General features: G+C 69.8%; 12 protein-coding genes and 2 tRNA genes. 5 read left to right on the top strand and 9 right to left on the bottom strand.

The window, feature by feature from the left end:
• Window positions 1–10 precede the first annotated feature (10 nt).
• From murA to TMO_RS05025, 3 genes are all read right to left on the bottom strand, one after another.
• Entirely contained in the window at window positions 11–1,300 is a 1,290-nt protein-coding gene (gene murA / locus TMO_RS05035; protein ID WP_014744518.1) for a UDP-N-acetylglucosamine 1-carboxyvinyltransferase, read from the bottom strand.
• Between the two features lie 88 nt (window positions 1,301–1,388).
• Entirely contained in the window at window positions 1,389–1,943 is a 555-nt protein-coding gene (gene dcd, locus TMO_RS05030; protein ID WP_014744517.1) for a dCTP deaminase, read from the bottom strand.
• Between the two features lie 236 nt (window positions 1,944–2,179).
• Window positions 2,180–2,380 (bottom strand): hypothetical protein, encoded by a 201-nt coding sequence (locus TMO_RS05025; RefSeq protein ID WP_041604836.1) that lies wholly within the window; start codon window positions 2,378–2,380, stop codon window positions 2,180–2,182.
• Between the two features lie 97 nt (window positions 2,381–2,477).
• Between TMO_RS05025 and TMO_RS05020 the strand changes: the two genes are divergently transcribed.
• A tRNA-Thr gene (locus TMO_RS05020) sits at window positions 2,478–2,552 on the top strand.
• Between the two features lie 109 nt (window positions 2,553–2,661).
• Window positions 2,662–2,736 (top strand) — tRNA-Thr (locus tag TMO_RS05015).
• A 107-nt stretch (window positions 2,737–2,843) separates the two neighbouring features.
• Here the strand turns inward: TMO_RS05015 and TMO_RS29095 are convergent.
• Window positions 2,844–5,246 carry an ATP-binding protein gene (locus TMO_RS29095; RefSeq protein ID WP_014744516.1) on the bottom strand — a complete coding sequence of 801 codons (2,403 nt, stop codon included), beginning with the start codon at window positions 5,244–5,246 and terminating at the stop codon, window positions 2,844–2,846.
• A gap of 223 nt (window positions 5,247–5,469) precedes the next feature.
• On the opposite strand from TMO_RS29095, the gene TMO_RS05005 reads away from it, so the two are divergent.
• Window positions 5,470–6,576, top strand: coding sequence for a DUF1176 domain-containing protein (locus TMO_RS05005; protein ID WP_014744515.1), 1,107 nt, complete (start codon window positions 5,470–5,472; stop codon window positions 6,574–6,576).
• A 15-nt stretch (window positions 6,577–6,591) separates the two neighbouring features.
• On the opposite strand, the gene asnB is transcribed toward TMO_RS05005, so the two are convergent.
• Genes asnB through TMO_RS04985 form a run of 4 tightly spaced genes read right to left on the bottom strand, consistent with a single transcriptional unit; the run spans window position 6,592 to window position 11,774 of the window.
• On the bottom strand, window positions 6,592–8,406 hold the full coding sequence (gene asnB, locus TMO_RS05000; RefSeq protein ID WP_014744514.1) for an asparagine synthase (glutamine-hydrolyzing): 1,815 nt from the start codon (window positions 8,404–8,406) through the stop codon (window positions 6,592–6,594).
• 32 nt (window positions 8,407–8,438) lie between these two features.
• Entirely contained in the window at window positions 8,439–9,554 is a 1,116-nt protein-coding gene (locus tag TMO_RS04995) for a glycosyltransferase (RefSeq protein WP_145978199.1), read from the bottom strand.
• Complete coding sequence (locus TMO_RS04990; protein WP_014744512.1) at window positions 9,547–10,785, bottom strand: glycosyltransferase family 4 protein; 1,239 nt, start codon at window positions 10,783–10,785, stop codon at window positions 9,547–9,549. Before TMO_RS04990 ends, TMO_RS04995 begins: the two co-directional genes overlap by 8 nt.
• The gene (locus TMO_RS04985; RefSeq protein ID WP_014744511.1) at window positions 10,782–11,774 is read right to left on the bottom strand and encodes a glycosyltransferase family 9 protein; all 993 of its coding nucleotides are present in this window, start codon (window positions 11,772–11,774) and stop codon (window positions 10,782–10,784) included. The genes TMO_RS04990 and TMO_RS04985 overlap by 4 nt, the downstream gene beginning before the upstream one ends.
• Window positions 11,775–11,938: 164 nt before the next feature.
• On the opposite strand from TMO_RS04985, the gene TMO_RS04980 reads away from it, so the two are divergent.
• Both TMO_RS04980 and TMO_RS04975 read left to right on the top strand, forming a co-directional pair.
• On the top strand, window positions 11,939–12,868 hold the full coding sequence (locus TMO_RS04980) for a YgfZ/GcvT domain-containing protein (protein ID WP_014744510.1): 930 nt from the start codon (window positions 11,939–11,941) through the stop codon (window positions 12,866–12,868).
• Window positions 12,861–13,454, top strand: a complete 594-nt coding sequence (locus TMO_RS04975; RefSeq protein ID WP_014744509.1) for a DNA-3-methyladenine glycosylase I — start codon at window positions 12,861–12,863, stop codon at window positions 13,452–13,454. Before TMO_RS04980 ends, TMO_RS04975 begins: the two co-directional genes overlap by 8 nt.
• A gap of 27 nt (window positions 13,455–13,481) precedes the next feature.
• Here TMO_RS04975 and TMO_RS04970 read toward each other — a convergent pair whose 3' ends face one another.
• Window positions 13,482–14,006: an adenine phosphoribosyltransferase gene (locus tag TMO_RS04970; protein WP_014744508.1), complete on the bottom strand. Its 525-nt coding sequence runs from the start codon at window positions 14,004–14,006 to the stop codon at window positions 13,482–13,484.
• Window positions 14,007–14,139: the final 133 nt, after the last annotated feature.

Genomic DNA, 14,139 nt, shown 5'->3' with positions numbered 1-14,139 from the left:
GCGGCGACAATCAGGCGCCGCCGGCGACCCGGACGATATCGGCGCCGCAGGCGGCGAGCTTGGCTTCGATGTTCTCGTAGCCGCGATCCAGATGATAGACGCGGTTGACCAGGGTTTCGCCACGCGCGGCAAGACCGGCCAGCACCAGCGACGACGAGGCCCGCAGATCGGTCGCCATCACCGGCGCCCCGTTCAGCCGCGGCACGCCGCGCACCAGCGCCGAGGCGCCGTGGAGCACGATGTTGGCGCCCATGCGGTGCAGCTCCGGCACATGCATGAAGCGGTTCTCGAAAATGGTCTCGGTGACCATGGCGGCCCCCTCCGCCACCGTCATCAGCGCCATGAACTGCGCCTGCATGTCGGTCGGGAAGCCGGGATAGACCTGGGTCATCACATCGGTGCCGCGCAGCGGACCGTCGGTGCGGGCGATGCGCACGCCCCGCGCCGTGGGGGTGACCCGCACGCCGGCATCTTCCAGCTTGTCCAGCACCGACCGGATCAGTTCCGCATCGAGCCCGGTCAGCTCCACATCGCCGCCGGTGATCGCGCCGGCGATCGCGTAGGTGCCGGCCTCGATCCGGTCGGGCAGCACCGCATGGGTGGCGCCGTGCAGGCGCGCCACGCCGTGGATGGTCAGGGTCTCGGTGTCGATGCCCTCGATGCGCGCACCCATCGCGGTCAGGCAGCGGGCCAGATCGCCGATCTCGGGCTCACGCGCGGCATTGTCGAGCACGGTGGTGCCCTCGGCCAGGGCCGCCGCCATCAACAGGTTTTCGGTCGCCCCCACCGAGACGAAGGGAAAGCGGATATGCGCGCCCTTCAGCCCCTTGGGCGCCGTCGCATGGATGTAACCGCCCTCAAGCTCGATGACCGCACCCAGTTCCTCCAGGCCCTTGAGATGCAGGTCGACCGGACGGGTGCCGATGGCGCAGCCGCCGGGCAGTGAGACCTGGGCCTCGCCCACCCGCGCCAGCAGCGGCCCAAGCACCAGGATCGAGGCGCGCATCTTGCGCACCAGATCATAGGGTGCGGTGGTGTTGCTGATCCGGCCGGCATCCAGGGTGATCACCCGACCGCCATTGGCGGCATCGCGTGCCTCGTCGATCGCGCAGATCACACCGTGCTGGGCCAGCAGCTTCACCATCGTGGTGATGTCGGCCAGGCTCGGCAGGTTGGACAGAACCAGCCGGTCCTCGGTGAGCAGGGCCGCGGCCAACAGCGGCAGTGCCGCATTCTTGGCGCCCCCGATCGGGATCGCCCCTTCGAGCGGCCGCCCGCCGCGGATACGGATGCTGTCCATGCCTGCCCCGTTCTGCCTGGGAGTGGGATCGAGCAACGATGCCTGCTGCAGTGCAGTCGAATTCAGTACGGTCACGTGGATCCCGATCTCAGAGGCGCGGCAGGGTCACGCCCCGCTGCCCCATATACTTGCCCAGCCGGTCCTTGTACGAGGTCTCGCAGGGGCGATCGCCCTTCAGGAACAGAAACTGGCAGGCGCCCTCGCCCGCATAGATCTTGGCCGGCAACGGCGTGGTGTTGCTGAACTCCAGCGTCACATGCCCTTCCCATTCCGGCTCCAGCGGCGTCACGTTGACGATGATGCCGCAGCGGGCATAGGTCGACTTGCCGACGCAGATCACCATCACGTCGCGGGGGATGCGGAAATACTCCACCGTCCGGGCCAGGGCGAAGCTGTTCGGCGGGATCACGCAGACATCCAGCTTGCGGTCCACGAAGCTCTGATCCGAGAACTGCTTCGGATCGATCACCGCGCTGTCGACATTGGTGAAGATCTTGAACTCGTCGGCGACGCGCGCGTCATAGCCATAGGACGACAGGCCGTAAGAGATCATGCCCTCGCGGACCTGCTTCTCGACGAAGGGCTCGATCATCCCCTCGTTCAAGGCTGTTTCGCGGATCCACAGATCGGACATGATCGACATCGGGGCGTCTCCCGGACGTTTGGCAGCGGGCAAAGGCAGGCGGCTGGCAACAGGCGAAGGCCCGCATTCCGCCACCCATGGCATGCGGCCGGCCCCAGATGGTGCGGGCCGGGCACGAATGGGCGGGCGGTGCAGGCCCGAAGCTGCGGTCAGGCAGCCGGCCACTTATAGACGACGCCGCAGCACGGCTCAACGCCGCGTTGGCGGAACTCTCCCCTGCATCGGCAGCACGGGGGTCAGAGCCCTTCGTCCTCGGCGGCACGGTCGCGGGACTGCGCCTTGCGCCGGGCCAGATTGGCACGCAACTGCGCCGCCTGCCGCGCCCGGCGTTCGGCCGCCGCCTGGCGCGCCGCCTCGGTCTCGTTCGGGCGTGGCCTGGGCTCTGGCGCGGATTTCGATGTCATATCAATGGATTCGATCGGCTTGCGGTCGGTCATCGGGCGTCTGGCCTTGCAGTCGGATCAGGGTTCGATGAAGAACAGGGTTGCATGACGCCCGGAAACATGGCACACCCCGCCCACATTCGCGAGCGTCGCCGCCGTAGCTCAGTGGTAGAGCACTCCCTTGGTAAGGGAGAGGTCGCGTGTTCAATCCACGCCGGCGGCACCAGCTTCCGCGAATGATGGCGGCCTCGCCCGAAATCAGGATGATCTTCCGGAAAAATCCGGTTGCGGCTCTTCGGATTTCATGGCAGGTTCCGCCCCGCTTCGCCAGAGGCGCCGCCGTAGCTCAGTGGTAGAGCACTCCCTTGGTAAGGGAGAGGTCGCGTGTTCAATCCACGCCGGCGGCACCATCTCGACCTGGTGCAGATCAGATTGTTTGCCGCCCGCCGGAGATGTGCTCCAGGCGGGCTTTTTCGTCTCGGGAGCCGTTTTCCGACGAAGCGACCGGCATGCAGGTTCAGGACGCGCCGCTCATCTCCACATCCCGCACCGATGACATAGCACCGCCATCGATCGGCAGCACCACCACCGCCCGGGTGCCGACGCCGCGAGCGCTGGTCAGGTCGAAGCGGCCGCCCAGCAGTTCCACCAACCGGGCCGCCAGCGGCAGGCCGAGGCCGGTGCCGTGATGACGGCGATGCATGGCGCTTTCGATCTGGCCGAAGACGCTCAGCGCCACCTCGATCTCTTCCGGCGTCATACCGATGCCGGTGTCTTCTACCGTCAGGATCAGCCGGTCACCAGCCAGGCTTGCCCGCAGCGACACCGTGCCGTCCCGCGGCGTGAACTTCACCGCATTGGACAGAAGATTGATCAGCACCTGGACCAGGCGGCGCTCGTCGGTCCGCAGCCGCGGCAGATCGTCCGGAACCTCGACCACCAGCCGGACCCCGTTCTGCTGGGCCTGGGGCTCGATCATCCTGAGGCAGTTGGCGGCCAGGCCGGCCGGCGAGACGTCCTTCACCTCCACGCTCATCCGGCCGGATTCCACCTTCGACAAATCCAGGATATCGTTGATCAGCATCAGCAGATGCCGGCCCGATGTCGCGATGTCACGCCCGTAAGAGGCATAGCGCGGATTGCCGGCAGGGCCGAACATCTCGGCGCCGATGATCTCGGAAAAGCCGATGATCGCATTCAGCGGCGTGCGCAGTTCATGGCTCATATTGGCCAGGAATTCCGATTTGGCGCGGTTGGCGCGCTCGGCAACCATCTTGGCTTCCATCAGCGCCTGCTCGAAACGGCGCTGTTCGGTCACGTCCTGCACCGCCAGCAGCGCACCGCCCGAAGCCAGCGGCCGGACGAACTGGTCCAGCACCCGGCCGTCGCGCAGCTCCTCGGACCAGGTGCGGATCTCGCGGGTGGCCAGCCGGGCCAGCCGCCGCGACAGGATGTCGCCCAGCTCGGCCACCACATAGCCCTCGGCCCGTGCGGCATGTTCAAGGATCGCGTGCAGCGTGGTGCCGCGGCAGGCCAGTTCCTCACTCAAACCGAACAGCTCGCGATAGCGCTGATTGCACACCACCAGCCGGCGCTCGGCGTCGAACATGGCGAGGCCCAGGAAGACGTTCTCCAGCGCTGCATTGAACTGCTGGCTGCGTTCTTCCAGCTCGCGGGTCCGGGTCTCCACCTCGGCATTCAGGTGGTCGGTCAGATGGGCCAGCGACAGGCGCAGATGCTCTATGCCGGCCATGGCATCCTCGATCTCGCGGATGCCGCCGCTGCCGCCGACCGGGCGGTCGAAACTGCCCTGTTCCACCCGGCGCACCGCCGCACACAGCCGGTCCAGCGGCCGCGACACGGTGCTGCGCGCGATCAGCACCGTGCCGGCGAGCCCGGCGGCCACGATCAGGGTCAGCCCCGCCGTCCGCCAGACTGAAGCCCGCCAGCCGCCCAGGGCATCGGCTGTGGCCAGCAGCACCGCCACCTGCATGTCGCGGCCATGAACCGGCGCCACGGCCGCCACCCAGGGGCCGTCGACATCCTCCTCTCCCACCAGAAACGGCCCGGCAGGGCCTGGATGGTCCGCATCGGCAGGCATCGGCGGCACCTCCTCCGCCAGCGCCGCCATCCGCAGCCGGGTTTCATCGGGCAGGTCGGGGGCCGCGGCCATCACGCCACCGGCCAGCGACGACAGCAGCATCACCCGGCCATTCGGTCCGACCGAAGCAAGGCGATACAGTGCCGCGAACTGGTCGGCGTCCACCACCACCACCACCGCACCGGTGAAATCGCCAGCCTCGTCCGTCAAGGCACGGGCCAGGAAGACCTCCTTGCGGGCCCCGGCACCACCATCGCCCAGCATGCCCACGACCGGTCCGACCGCCGGGTTCAGCATCAGCCGCTGCACGGCCGCCATCCCGGAGAGATCGACAGGCGGCGCCGGGAAGACGCCGGTGTGCAGATAAATCCGTCCCTCACGATCGATCACCCAGATCGCGCTCAGCGCGGTGCCGGTGCGGATGATCGCCTCAAGCCGCTCGAAAAGCCGGCGCGCCTCGGCACCGCCGCCGGCCTCCGCCATGGGAGCCGGCCCGGAGGCGGCCATGTCGATCGCGCGGCCGAGCGTCAGATCCACCCCTTCCAGCGTCCGGGCGGCATGCTCCGCCAGCAGACGAGCGGTGCCTTCGGCACGCACCGCTGCGTCCTTCAGCGGCTGGTCATAGGCGGTGACCAGTTGCACCGCCCCCACACCGACGAACAGCAGAAACACCCCTACGGCCGCCACGATCAGCGCATGGATCAGCCGCCAGCGACCCGGGGACCAGCGCGGCAGGCCATGCCAGCGGCCACGCCGGCCGGCGGGTCCGGATTGTCCTTCCGGTTGAGGACGCAGGCGTGTGGGATGCTGTTCGCTCATCCGTCTCCGACCTGTCAGGGGGGCTGATCGAAGTGTAGCGGCAGAACCTGTGGCGTTTCATCATATTTTACGCTTATCGCGCGCACCACCCGCGAAGCGCGAAGCTGATACGCGATACAACACCATTGATCGCCACATCAGGGACACTGGTTCCATGAGGCAGAAGCGGCCAGAATGCCGGTCCCGTCGACCACCAGCCGCCCCACCCACACCGGAACACGCCATGATCCGTCGCCCCCTTCCGGCCGCCCTGCCCGGGCGCCGTCGCCCCGTTCTCGCCGCGGTCACGCTGGCAGGCGTTCTCACCCTTCCGCCGATCGTCTCGGAGGCCGCCGCCGATCGCAGCTTCAAGGACTGGTGGGTTGCCTGCGACAACCTCAGGTCGTGCTCGGCCTATGGGCCGGAAATGGCGCCGGCCGATGATCACTACGGTGCCTGGCTGCGCCTTACCCGTGAGGGTGCGGCTACGGCGCCGCTCACCGCCCGGATCGGCATGATCCTGGTCGACCAGGCAACAGGCGGCACGGCGACGCTGCGGGTGGGTGGCGATGCCGGGCCTGCGGTCGCGACCGCCCCGGCCCGGATCGAAGGCGGTGTGGTCCTGGCGGACCTGCCGGCCGACAGCCTGCCGGCGCTGCTCGACCAGCTGCGCCGCGCCGACACGCTGCCGGTGACACTCTCGGGCGGCGCCGTCACCATCCCGGTCAAGGCCGGCATCTCGCTCTCCGGATCGGCAGCGGCGATGCTGTTTCTGGACGACGCCCAGGGCCGGGTCGACACCGTCACCGCCGCCTGGAAGCCTGGTCCGAAGCCGGCCGATGCCGTGCCGCCGGTGCCGGAACTGCCGGTGATCCGGGCGGCGCCGGCGTCTCAAAAGCCGGTGCCGGCGGCCCGGCCGGCGATCCTGTCGCGTAAGTCGGACGACGGCGACTGCGAGTCCACCACCGCCGAACAGTTCGATCCGATCATCGAACGCCTGGACGACACCCATGTTCTTTATGGCCAGGCCTGTTTCTCCGGCGCCTACAACGTCGCCTATGATTTCTTCGTCGCAACCGAGGGCGCCGAGCCGGTGCCGGCCGTGTTCGATGTGCCCGACGGGCTGATGGGCGCGGCCGAGCTGATCAATCCCGGCTACGACCCCGCAACCCGCACGCTCTCCACCTTCGCCAAGGGGCGCGGGATCGGCGATTGCGGGGTGGGCGCGCGCTGGGTGTGGGATGGCGCGCGTTTCCGTCTGGCCGGCATGGAGATGATGGGCATCTGCCAGGGCATCGCCTGGGACGACTGGCCGGTGGTCTATCGGGCAAAGGTGGAAGGGGTAGACTGACCGGCCGGAAGCCGGTCAGGTCTCGGCCAGGGTGGCGGCGATGTCCCCGCAGGGTGCGCCGCCCGCCACATGGATGCGATGCCAAAGCGCCAGCATCAGCAGCCCCCAGGCACGCTGTCCCTGGCGGCCGGCCTCGCGGAACAGCCCGATCACCGCCTCGCGCCGTGCCAGTCGGGCGATCAGCGGCTCGTCCGCCACCAGATGGCCCAGCCGGTCGGCATCGGCCGCGATCCAGGCGCCCACCGGCACGGTGAAGCCGCGCTTCGGCGCAAAGGGTGCGGCGGCCGGCAGGTGCTGCGCCAGCCAGTGGCGCAGCACCAGCTTGCCGCACCGGCCATCCATCTTCAGCCGATCGGGCAAGGGCAGCGCAAAGCCGGCGACGCCGCGATCGAGGAACGGGGTGCGCCCCTCGATCCCGTTGAACATCAGCATCCGGTCCAGCTTCAGCAGCAGGTCATTGGGCAACCAGTCGGTGCAGTCTACCGCCTGAAGCCGGCGCAGCCGGCTGCCGCCCGCCTGCGCCGCCGCCGTCTCTGCCGCCTCCATGCCGTCGCGCCAGCGCGCGGCCGCCGCCTCGTATTCGGGACGCAGCAGCCCCGTCCCGTCCAGATCGCCCTTGCGCCGCATCGGCCGGCCGCCCAGCAGCCGCCAGCGCGCGGCCCGGCGATAGCGGCCATAGCCGGCGAAAAGTTCGTCCCCGCCCTCGCCCGACAGCACCACCTTGACCTGCGGCCGGGCGATCTCCGCCAGGCGGAAGCTCGGCAGCACGGCATAGTCGAGTGTGGGGTCGTCGAGCGCCTGTGCCGCGAGCGGGGCGATCCGGTCGAAATCCGCACGCGTGACCAGGGTCTCGATCAGCTCGGCACCCGCGGCATCGGCGACGATGCGGGCCTGGGCGCGTTCGTCGTGGACGCCGCCATCGGCAAATCCGGCCGTGAAGGCGGTCACCGGGCGCGGGTTCAGCCGGGCCATCATCGCCAGCACGGCCGCACTGTCGATGCCGCCCGACAGGAACAGGCCATAGGGCACGTCGCTGCGCTGATGCAGGTCGATCGCCTGTTCGAACACCCGGTCGAAGGCCTCGACCGCCGCCGCCATGTCGCGGCCGGGATCGGGGTCAGGTCGGGCATCGGCTGCCGGCAGGGCCGGGCTCTGCCGGCGAGCGGTCACCTGCCCCGCCGTCACCACCAGCCGTTCGCCCGGCAACACCCGGCGGATCGCCGGGAACACGGTCTCGGGCCCGGTGGTGAAATGCAGCTGCAGCAGTTCCAGGATGCGGGCATCGTCCAGCGCCGCGCCGGCCAGCCCGGCCCGGATCAGCGCCCCCGGTTCCGAGGCGAAGGCAAGACCGAACGCCCCCTCGACATAATAGAGCGGCTTGATCCCGAAGGGGTCCCGTGCCAGCACCAGCCGCCCGCCCTGCCGCGGATCGTGGATCGCCAGCGCATACATGCCGCGCAACCGATCCAGCCCGTCCAACCCCTGTTCCAGGTACAGCGGCAGCGGCGGCTCGCAATCGGATCCGGTGCGGAAAGCGTGGCCGGCCAGCTCGGCCTTCAGCTCGCGATAGTTGTAGATTTCGCCATTGCCCACCAGTGCGAGCGTGCCGCCCGCCTCCCCGGCCCCGGGGTCCAGCGGCCAGAGCAGCGGCTGATCGCCGGTGACGAGGTCGATGATCGCAAGCCGGGTATGGACCAGCCCGACCCCGCCGCGCACCGTGACCCCGTGGCCATCGGGCCCGCGATGGGCCAGCCCCCGGGCCAGGCGGTCGAGCAGTTCCGCCGCAGGCGGGCTGCCGTCGCGGGTCATGATGCCGGCGATGCCACACATGGGGGCGGTCCTCTCAGATCGGCGGGTTCCGGTCAGCGGGTGGGCAGGATGCGGGCAAAAAGATCGGCATAGGCGCGAACCACGGCTGCCTCGGTGAAATGCCCCTCATAGGTCGCCCGGCCGCCTGCGACCATGGTCTCGCGCAGGGCGGTCTCGCGCAGCACCGTCTCGATGCTTGCGGCCATGGCGGCATCATTGTCGACCGGCACCAGCAGCCCGTTCACGCCATGGGCGATCAGCTCCGACGGCCCCTGGGATGCGGCGGCCACCACCGGCACATGATGCGCCCAGGCCTCCAGCACGATATTGCCCAGCGGTTCGTGGCGTGACGAGCAGACGAACACATCGGCCGCGGCATAAAGGGCGGCGACATCGGCGCGCCAGCCCAGGAACGACACCCGATCGGTGATGCCCAGCGACCGCGCCAGCTCGCGCAGATCGTCTTCCAGCGAGCCCACCCCCGCGATCCACAGATGGGCGCGTGGCACCTGCGCCACCGCCCGGATCAGCACGTCGAAGCCCTTGTTCGGATGCAGACGGCCGAGGCCCAGGATCAGCGGCGCATCCTCGGGCGTGCCCCAGCGGGCGCGCGGTTCGGCCGGCAGCGGCGTTGCGTCCACGAAATTCGGCACGTAATGGCTGCGATCGGCCGGCACGCCCTTGCGGCGCAGATAGGCGACGATGTCGCGGGTATTGCCGACGAGATGATCGGCACCCCGATAATGGCGCAGATCGTAATAGCCGCCCAGCCGGGCGACATGCACGAAATCGCCCGAGGGACAGGCCGCCGTCGCCCGGTTCATCCAGGTGAGCACGATGTCCGGACGGAACCGCTTCACCATCCGCCGCAGCGTCCACCAGGTCTTCAGATCCGCATGGCGGCCGAAGCGCAGCCCCTTGGGGTCAAGCCCCGCGGCCCTCAGCTTCGCCATCCGCTCTTCATGCGGCCTGACCGCGATGGCCTGCTCGATGCCGGCGCGATGGAAGGCGATGGCCAGGCGGTCGAAGAAGGCTTCGGCACCGCCATGGGCGGCACCCGCCATGAGCTGCATCACCCGAAGCGGCCGCCCGTCTCTCTGCAGGCCGTCCCTCTGCAGAATGGGACGGTCGGGGGCGGTCGCAGGTCGCGGCTGTTCGGTATCAGGCATCATCCGTCCGTTGGGTTAGCGGGGGTCGGGGCGGGTTACCGGACGTCGAAACCGGCGGGGCGGACACGGGCTGTCCCAGCCGGTCGCGGCGGGCCCGGTCCATCCCGGCCGCGACGTCGCGGATATCGTAGCCCTGGCGGTCCAGATGCGCACGGCCGTTCCGCGCCAGGGCCTCGCGGCGCGCGGGATCATCGGCCAGCGCGCCGATTGCGGCCGCCAGCGCATCCGGCGTGGCCGGATCCAGCGTCAGGCCCGCACCATGGACGATGTCTCGCAGACCGCCGCGTTCGGTCGCGATCAGCGGGCAGCCCATGGCCACGGCCTCCACCGCCGTGCGGCCGAACGGCTCGTCCCAGACCGAGGGCACCACCGCCATTGCCGCCCGGCCGTAAAGGTCGAGCACCTGGTCGTAGGTCCGGAATCCGGTCATCTCGATCAGCGGCCGGTCGCGGCCGGCATTGATCGCCGCCACCCGCGCCCGCACCGCCGTTTCGAACGGCGACACCGCCGCCGCGCGGGCAGTCGCCCCCTCCGGCGGCCGGTCGGCACCCACCATCACCGCCCGCCAGCCCGGCCGGTCGGCCAGCGCCGCCGCCGCCGCTTCGACGAACAGATCGGCGCCCTTGTCCTTCACGATACGGCCGACGAAGAGCACGACCGGCTCTCGGGGTGCCGATATCGCGGCACGCTTCGCGTCGAACACCGGCAGGTCGAAACCGATCGGGCAGACCACCGCCTTGCGGGCCAGCGCGGGATCGTCGATCCCCTCCAGCAGCCGTGATCGGATATGGCCGCTGACACAGAACACCGTGTCGAGCCGGGCGAGCAGCGCCCGACGCTCGCCCGCGCTGCGGAACCGACGCATCGCCTGGGGGTCGTTGTGCAGGAACAGCGCGAAGCCCGCACCGGGTGCCACCCGCATCAGCCAGGGCAGGAATTCCGGCCGGTTGTGAACCTCGATCAGCTTCGGGCGCGCGGTCAGCAGGGCACGGGTTGCCGAGAGCAGATAGGCAAGCCGGCGAGAGCCCGCCAGCCCGCGGGTGGCGAGCCCGCGGAAACGGATGCCCGCAAAGGGCTCGTCGACCCGGGCGCCGAACACCGTGGTCCGGTCGGCATAGCCGCTGAAGCGGACGAAATCGCGCACCGACAACGAGATCGCGCCGGCATTCGCCGCCTGGAAACTGTCGCTCGGCGGCAGCAGAATGGCGAGATCGGCCGGCCGCGCGGTCATGCCGGTATCCGTCCCGACCGCGCCACACGGTCGAGCAGCGCCACCGCCGCCCCTTCCACCGTATCCGTGGCCAGCCCGGTCATGTAGCAGCGATCGGCGGGTGAGGTCGGCCGTTCGGCGGCCAGGCGGTCATACGATTCGGGCGTGCGCACCGCCACGGCATGCGACCCCCAGGGGCCGTAGAGCGAATCGGGTGTGGGGCCGAACAGGCCCAGGGTCGGCGCACCGGCCGCCGCCGCCATGTGCATCAGCCCGCTGTCATTGCCGATGAACAGGGCGCTACGTTCCAGCAGCGCCTGCACGCCCAGCAGCGGCAGGCTGCCGATGATGTCGGGCGCCTCCAGCCCCGCCGCGCGCGCAGCGGCCAGCGCCGGCTCGGCCTGCGGACGTTCGTGGGGGGCGGCGATCACCGCCACCCGTGCCCCGGCCATCGCCCCGCCCGGCCCGGCCAGCCGACCGACCAGTTCGGCGAAACGCTCCGCCGGCCATTGCTTGCCCACCCAGTTTGCGGCCGGTGCCAGCGCCAGGATGGGCTGCGAACCTTCCGGAAAGGCCGCCAGAGCCGCGGCATGATCCTGCGGGCGGGTCCAGATGCGCGGTGCGGGCGGCGGGTCCAGATCAAGCGTGCGCGCCAGTTCATAAAGCTTGTGCCGGCCGTCTTCATGGCGCGACAGCACCCGCCGGTGCCGGGCCCGCAGCAGCCAGGCGATGGCGGAACCGCGCAGATCGACCACCAGATCCCAGCGCGTGCCGATCGTGGCCCGCCAGAGATCGCGCCAGTGGCCGGCGTGGGGCCGCTTGACGATCGGCAGCACCCGCACCAGCCCAGGCACCCCGGCGAAGAGCGGTGCGGCGGGCGCGCCCACGGCCACCGTCACCCGCGGTACCGGGCGGCCGGCAGCGGTTTCGGTTGCGATCAGATGATCGAGCAGTCCCGTCGACAGGACGGCGTCACCGATGCGGGTCGAGGTGATGAACAGCAATTCCATGCGCGGTCCCGGAGATGGGCATCCCGCCGGTTATAGGGCGCGCGGGGGTTCGGGCGCAACCATGGCCGGTCATGGCCGGCCGTCGCCTCTTGAACCATCGGCCCGGCGACGCCACTGTTGAGCGACCTTGTCCGCCCGCCCATCAAGGATCCGGATCCATCGCCATGACCGAGCCCGCGACGACGACCGCGACACTGCCCCTCCGGCCGACGGTCCCCGCCTTCACCCGCCTGCCCGCCCGCAGCCTGGTCGCGGTGGAGGGAGAGGACGCGCTCAAATTCCTCGACGGTCTGGTCTCGGGCGATCTCGACCCGGTGGCCGACGGGCGGGCCTGTTACGGCGCCCTGCTCACGCCCCAGGGCAAGATCCTGCATGACCTGATCGTGGCCCGCGCCGGCGACGACCGGCTGCTGGTCGAATGCGCAACCGGCCTTGCCGCCGACCTGATCCGGCGCCTGACCCTTTACAAGCTGCGGGCGAAGGTGAGGATCGCACCCGCAGCCGGGCTTGCTGTCGCGGTCGCCTTCGGCCCGGGGGTGCAGGATGCGGGACCTGTCGTCGAGGGCGACGGCAACGATGTTCTGCAGGTCCCCGATCCGCGTGGGGCCGGCCTCGGCCTGCGGCTCTGGGGGCCCGAGGCGGCGCTTGAAGCCTTTGCGGCCGATACCGGTCTCACCCCGGTGCCGGAAGCGGCCTGGCATCTGCACCGGATCGAGGCGGGCGTGCCGGAAGGCCCCGAGGATCTGCCGCCCGAACAGGGGCTGGCGCTGGAACATGATCTGGACCGGCTGAACGGGGTTGCGTTCGACAAGGGCTGCTATGTCGGCCAGGAGGTCACCACCCGCAGCAAGTTCCGCGGCCAGGTCCGCAAGCGCCTGTTCGTGGTCGATGCCACAGATGGCGCGCCCCTGCCCGCCCCGGGCACGCCGGTGATGGCGGGGGAACGCGAGGCCGGCCAGCTGCGCAGCGCGATCGGCCCCGTCGGCCTCGCCTTGCTGCGCATCGACCGCACGACCGCAGCCACCGACGGCAGCGGCCCCGCCCTCACCGCCCAGGGGCTGACCATCACCGCCCGGCCGCGAACCGATGGCTGAGCAGGAGGAAGCAAGGCACGGCCCCTGCCCCTGGTGCGGCACCGACCCGCTCTACCGGGCCTATCACGACACCGAATGGGGTGTACCGGTCCGCGACGAGCGGCCGCTCTTCGAGATGCTGGTGCTGGAGAGCTTTCAGTCGGGCCTGTCGTGGATCACGATCCTGCGCCGGCGCGAGGGCTTTCGCCGGGCCTTCGCCGGCTTCGATCCCGACATCCTGGCCCGGTTCGGCCCGGCAGATGTGGACCGCCTGCTGGCCGACCCCGGCATCATCCGCCACCGCGGCAAGATCGAGGCGACCATCGCCAATGCCCGGGCGGCGCTGGCGCTGCGCGACAGCGGGCCCGGCCTCGCCGCCTTTCTGTGGGCGGCGGTGGACGGGCAGCCGCTGACCAATCATTTCACGACCGGTGCAGAGGTGCCGGGCAGGACCGCCCTCTCGGATGCCTTGGCCCGCCGGCTGAAACAGGCGGGTTTCCGGCATCTGGGCTCGACGACAGTCTATGCCTTCATGCAGGCGGCGGGGCTGGTCAACGACCACCTCACGACCTGCCCGCGTCATGCGGAGATCAGCGCCGGCGCCTGATCCTGCCCATGGTCCCGGCGGATCTGGTCAGGCCGGGAACTGCAGCACGGTTTCGGTCCGCACCTCCTGCACGTCCAGCCGCTCGCGGCCGCCGAGGCCCATCAGTTCAATGATGAAGGCAGCGGCCGGAACCTCGGCCCCCACCTTGCGCAGCAGCTCGATCGACGCCGCAGCGGTGCCGCCGGTGGCGAGCAGGTCGTCGACCAGCACCACCCGCTGGCCGCGCTCGATCATGCCGTCCTGCACCTCGACCACATCCTCGCCATATTCCAGCGCATAGGCATGAGACACCGTGCGCCCCGGCAGCTTGCCGCGCTTGCGGACCATCACGAACCCCTTGCCCAGCGCCAGCGCCAGGGGGGCAGCGGCCAGGAAGCCGCGGCTTTCGATCCCGGCCAGAAGATCCGGCTGCATCGGACGGATCGCTTCCGCCATCCGGTCGATGGTCTCGCGCCAGGCCCCGGAATGGGCCAGCAGGGTCGAGATGTCGTAGAACAGGATGCCCGGCTTGGGGAAATCGGGCACCCGGCGGATATGGCTGGCAAGATCCATCGCGGCAGTCTTCCTTCTGGACGTCGACAGGCGGGTCGCCCGACATGGGGCCTGATGGTCGCAACGCGATCCACCATGCGAGAGCCTAGCAAACCGACAACCTGTAGTGGAGATGTTTCGGCATCACTACCGT

Origin of the sequence: Tistrella mobilis KA081020-065, assembly GCF_000264455.2 — a bacterium.
In the GTDB taxonomy this organism is placed as follows: Bacteria; Pseudomonadota; Alphaproteobacteria; order Tistrellales; family Tistrellaceae; genus Tistrella; species Tistrella mobilis.
This window is presented reverse-complemented; position numbering and strand designations above follow the sequence as displayed.

What these genes read in the sequence shown, in the direction of transcription:
- murA (WP_014744518.1), bottom strand. Translation starts at nt 1,300, where the DNA reads ATGGACAGCATCCGTATCCGCGGCGGGCGGCCGCTCGAAGGGGCGATC.
- dcd (WP_014744517.1), bottom strand. Translation starts at nt 1,943, where the DNA reads ATGTCGATCATGTCCGATCTGTGGATCCGCGAAACAGCCTTGAACGAG.
- TMO_RS05025 (WP_041604836.1), bottom strand. Translation starts at nt 2,380, where the DNA reads ATGACCGACCGCAAGCCGATCGAATCCATTGATATGACATCGAAATCC.
- TMO_RS29095 (WP_014744516.1), bottom strand. Translation starts at nt 5,246, where the DNA reads ATGAGCGAACAGCATCCCACACGCCTGCGTCCTCAACCGGAAGGACAA.
- TMO_RS05005 (WP_014744515.1), top strand. Translation starts at nt 5,470, where the DNA reads ATGATCCGTCGCCCCCTTCCGGCCGCCCTGCCCGGGCGCCGTCGCCCC.
- asnB (WP_014744514.1), bottom strand. Translation starts at nt 8,406, where the DNA reads ATGTGTGGCATCGCCGGCATCATGACCCGCGACGGCAGCCCGCCTGCG.
- TMO_RS04995 (WP_145978199.1), bottom strand. Translation starts at nt 9,554, where the DNA reads ATGCCTGATACCGAACAGCCGCGACCTGCGACCGCCCCCGACCGTCCC.
- TMO_RS04990 (WP_014744512.1), bottom strand. Translation starts at nt 10,785, where the DNA reads ATGACCGCGCGGCCGGCCGATCTCGCCATTCTGCTGCCGCCGAGCGAC.
- TMO_RS04985 (WP_014744511.1), bottom strand. Translation starts at nt 11,774, where the DNA reads ATGGAATTGCTGTTCATCACCTCGACCCGCATCGGTGACGCCGTCCTG.
- TMO_RS04980 (WP_014744510.1), top strand. Translation starts at nt 11,939, where the DNA reads ATGACCGAGCCCGCGACGACGACCGCGACACTGCCCCTCCGGCCGACG.
- TMO_RS04975 (WP_014744509.1), top strand. Translation starts at nt 12,861, where the DNA reads ATGGCTGAGCAGGAGGAAGCAAGGCACGGCCCCTGCCCCTGGTGCGGC.
- TMO_RS04970 (WP_014744508.1), bottom strand. Translation starts at nt 14,006, where the DNA reads ATGGATCTTGCCAGCCATATCCGCCGGGTGCCCGATTTCCCCAAGCCG.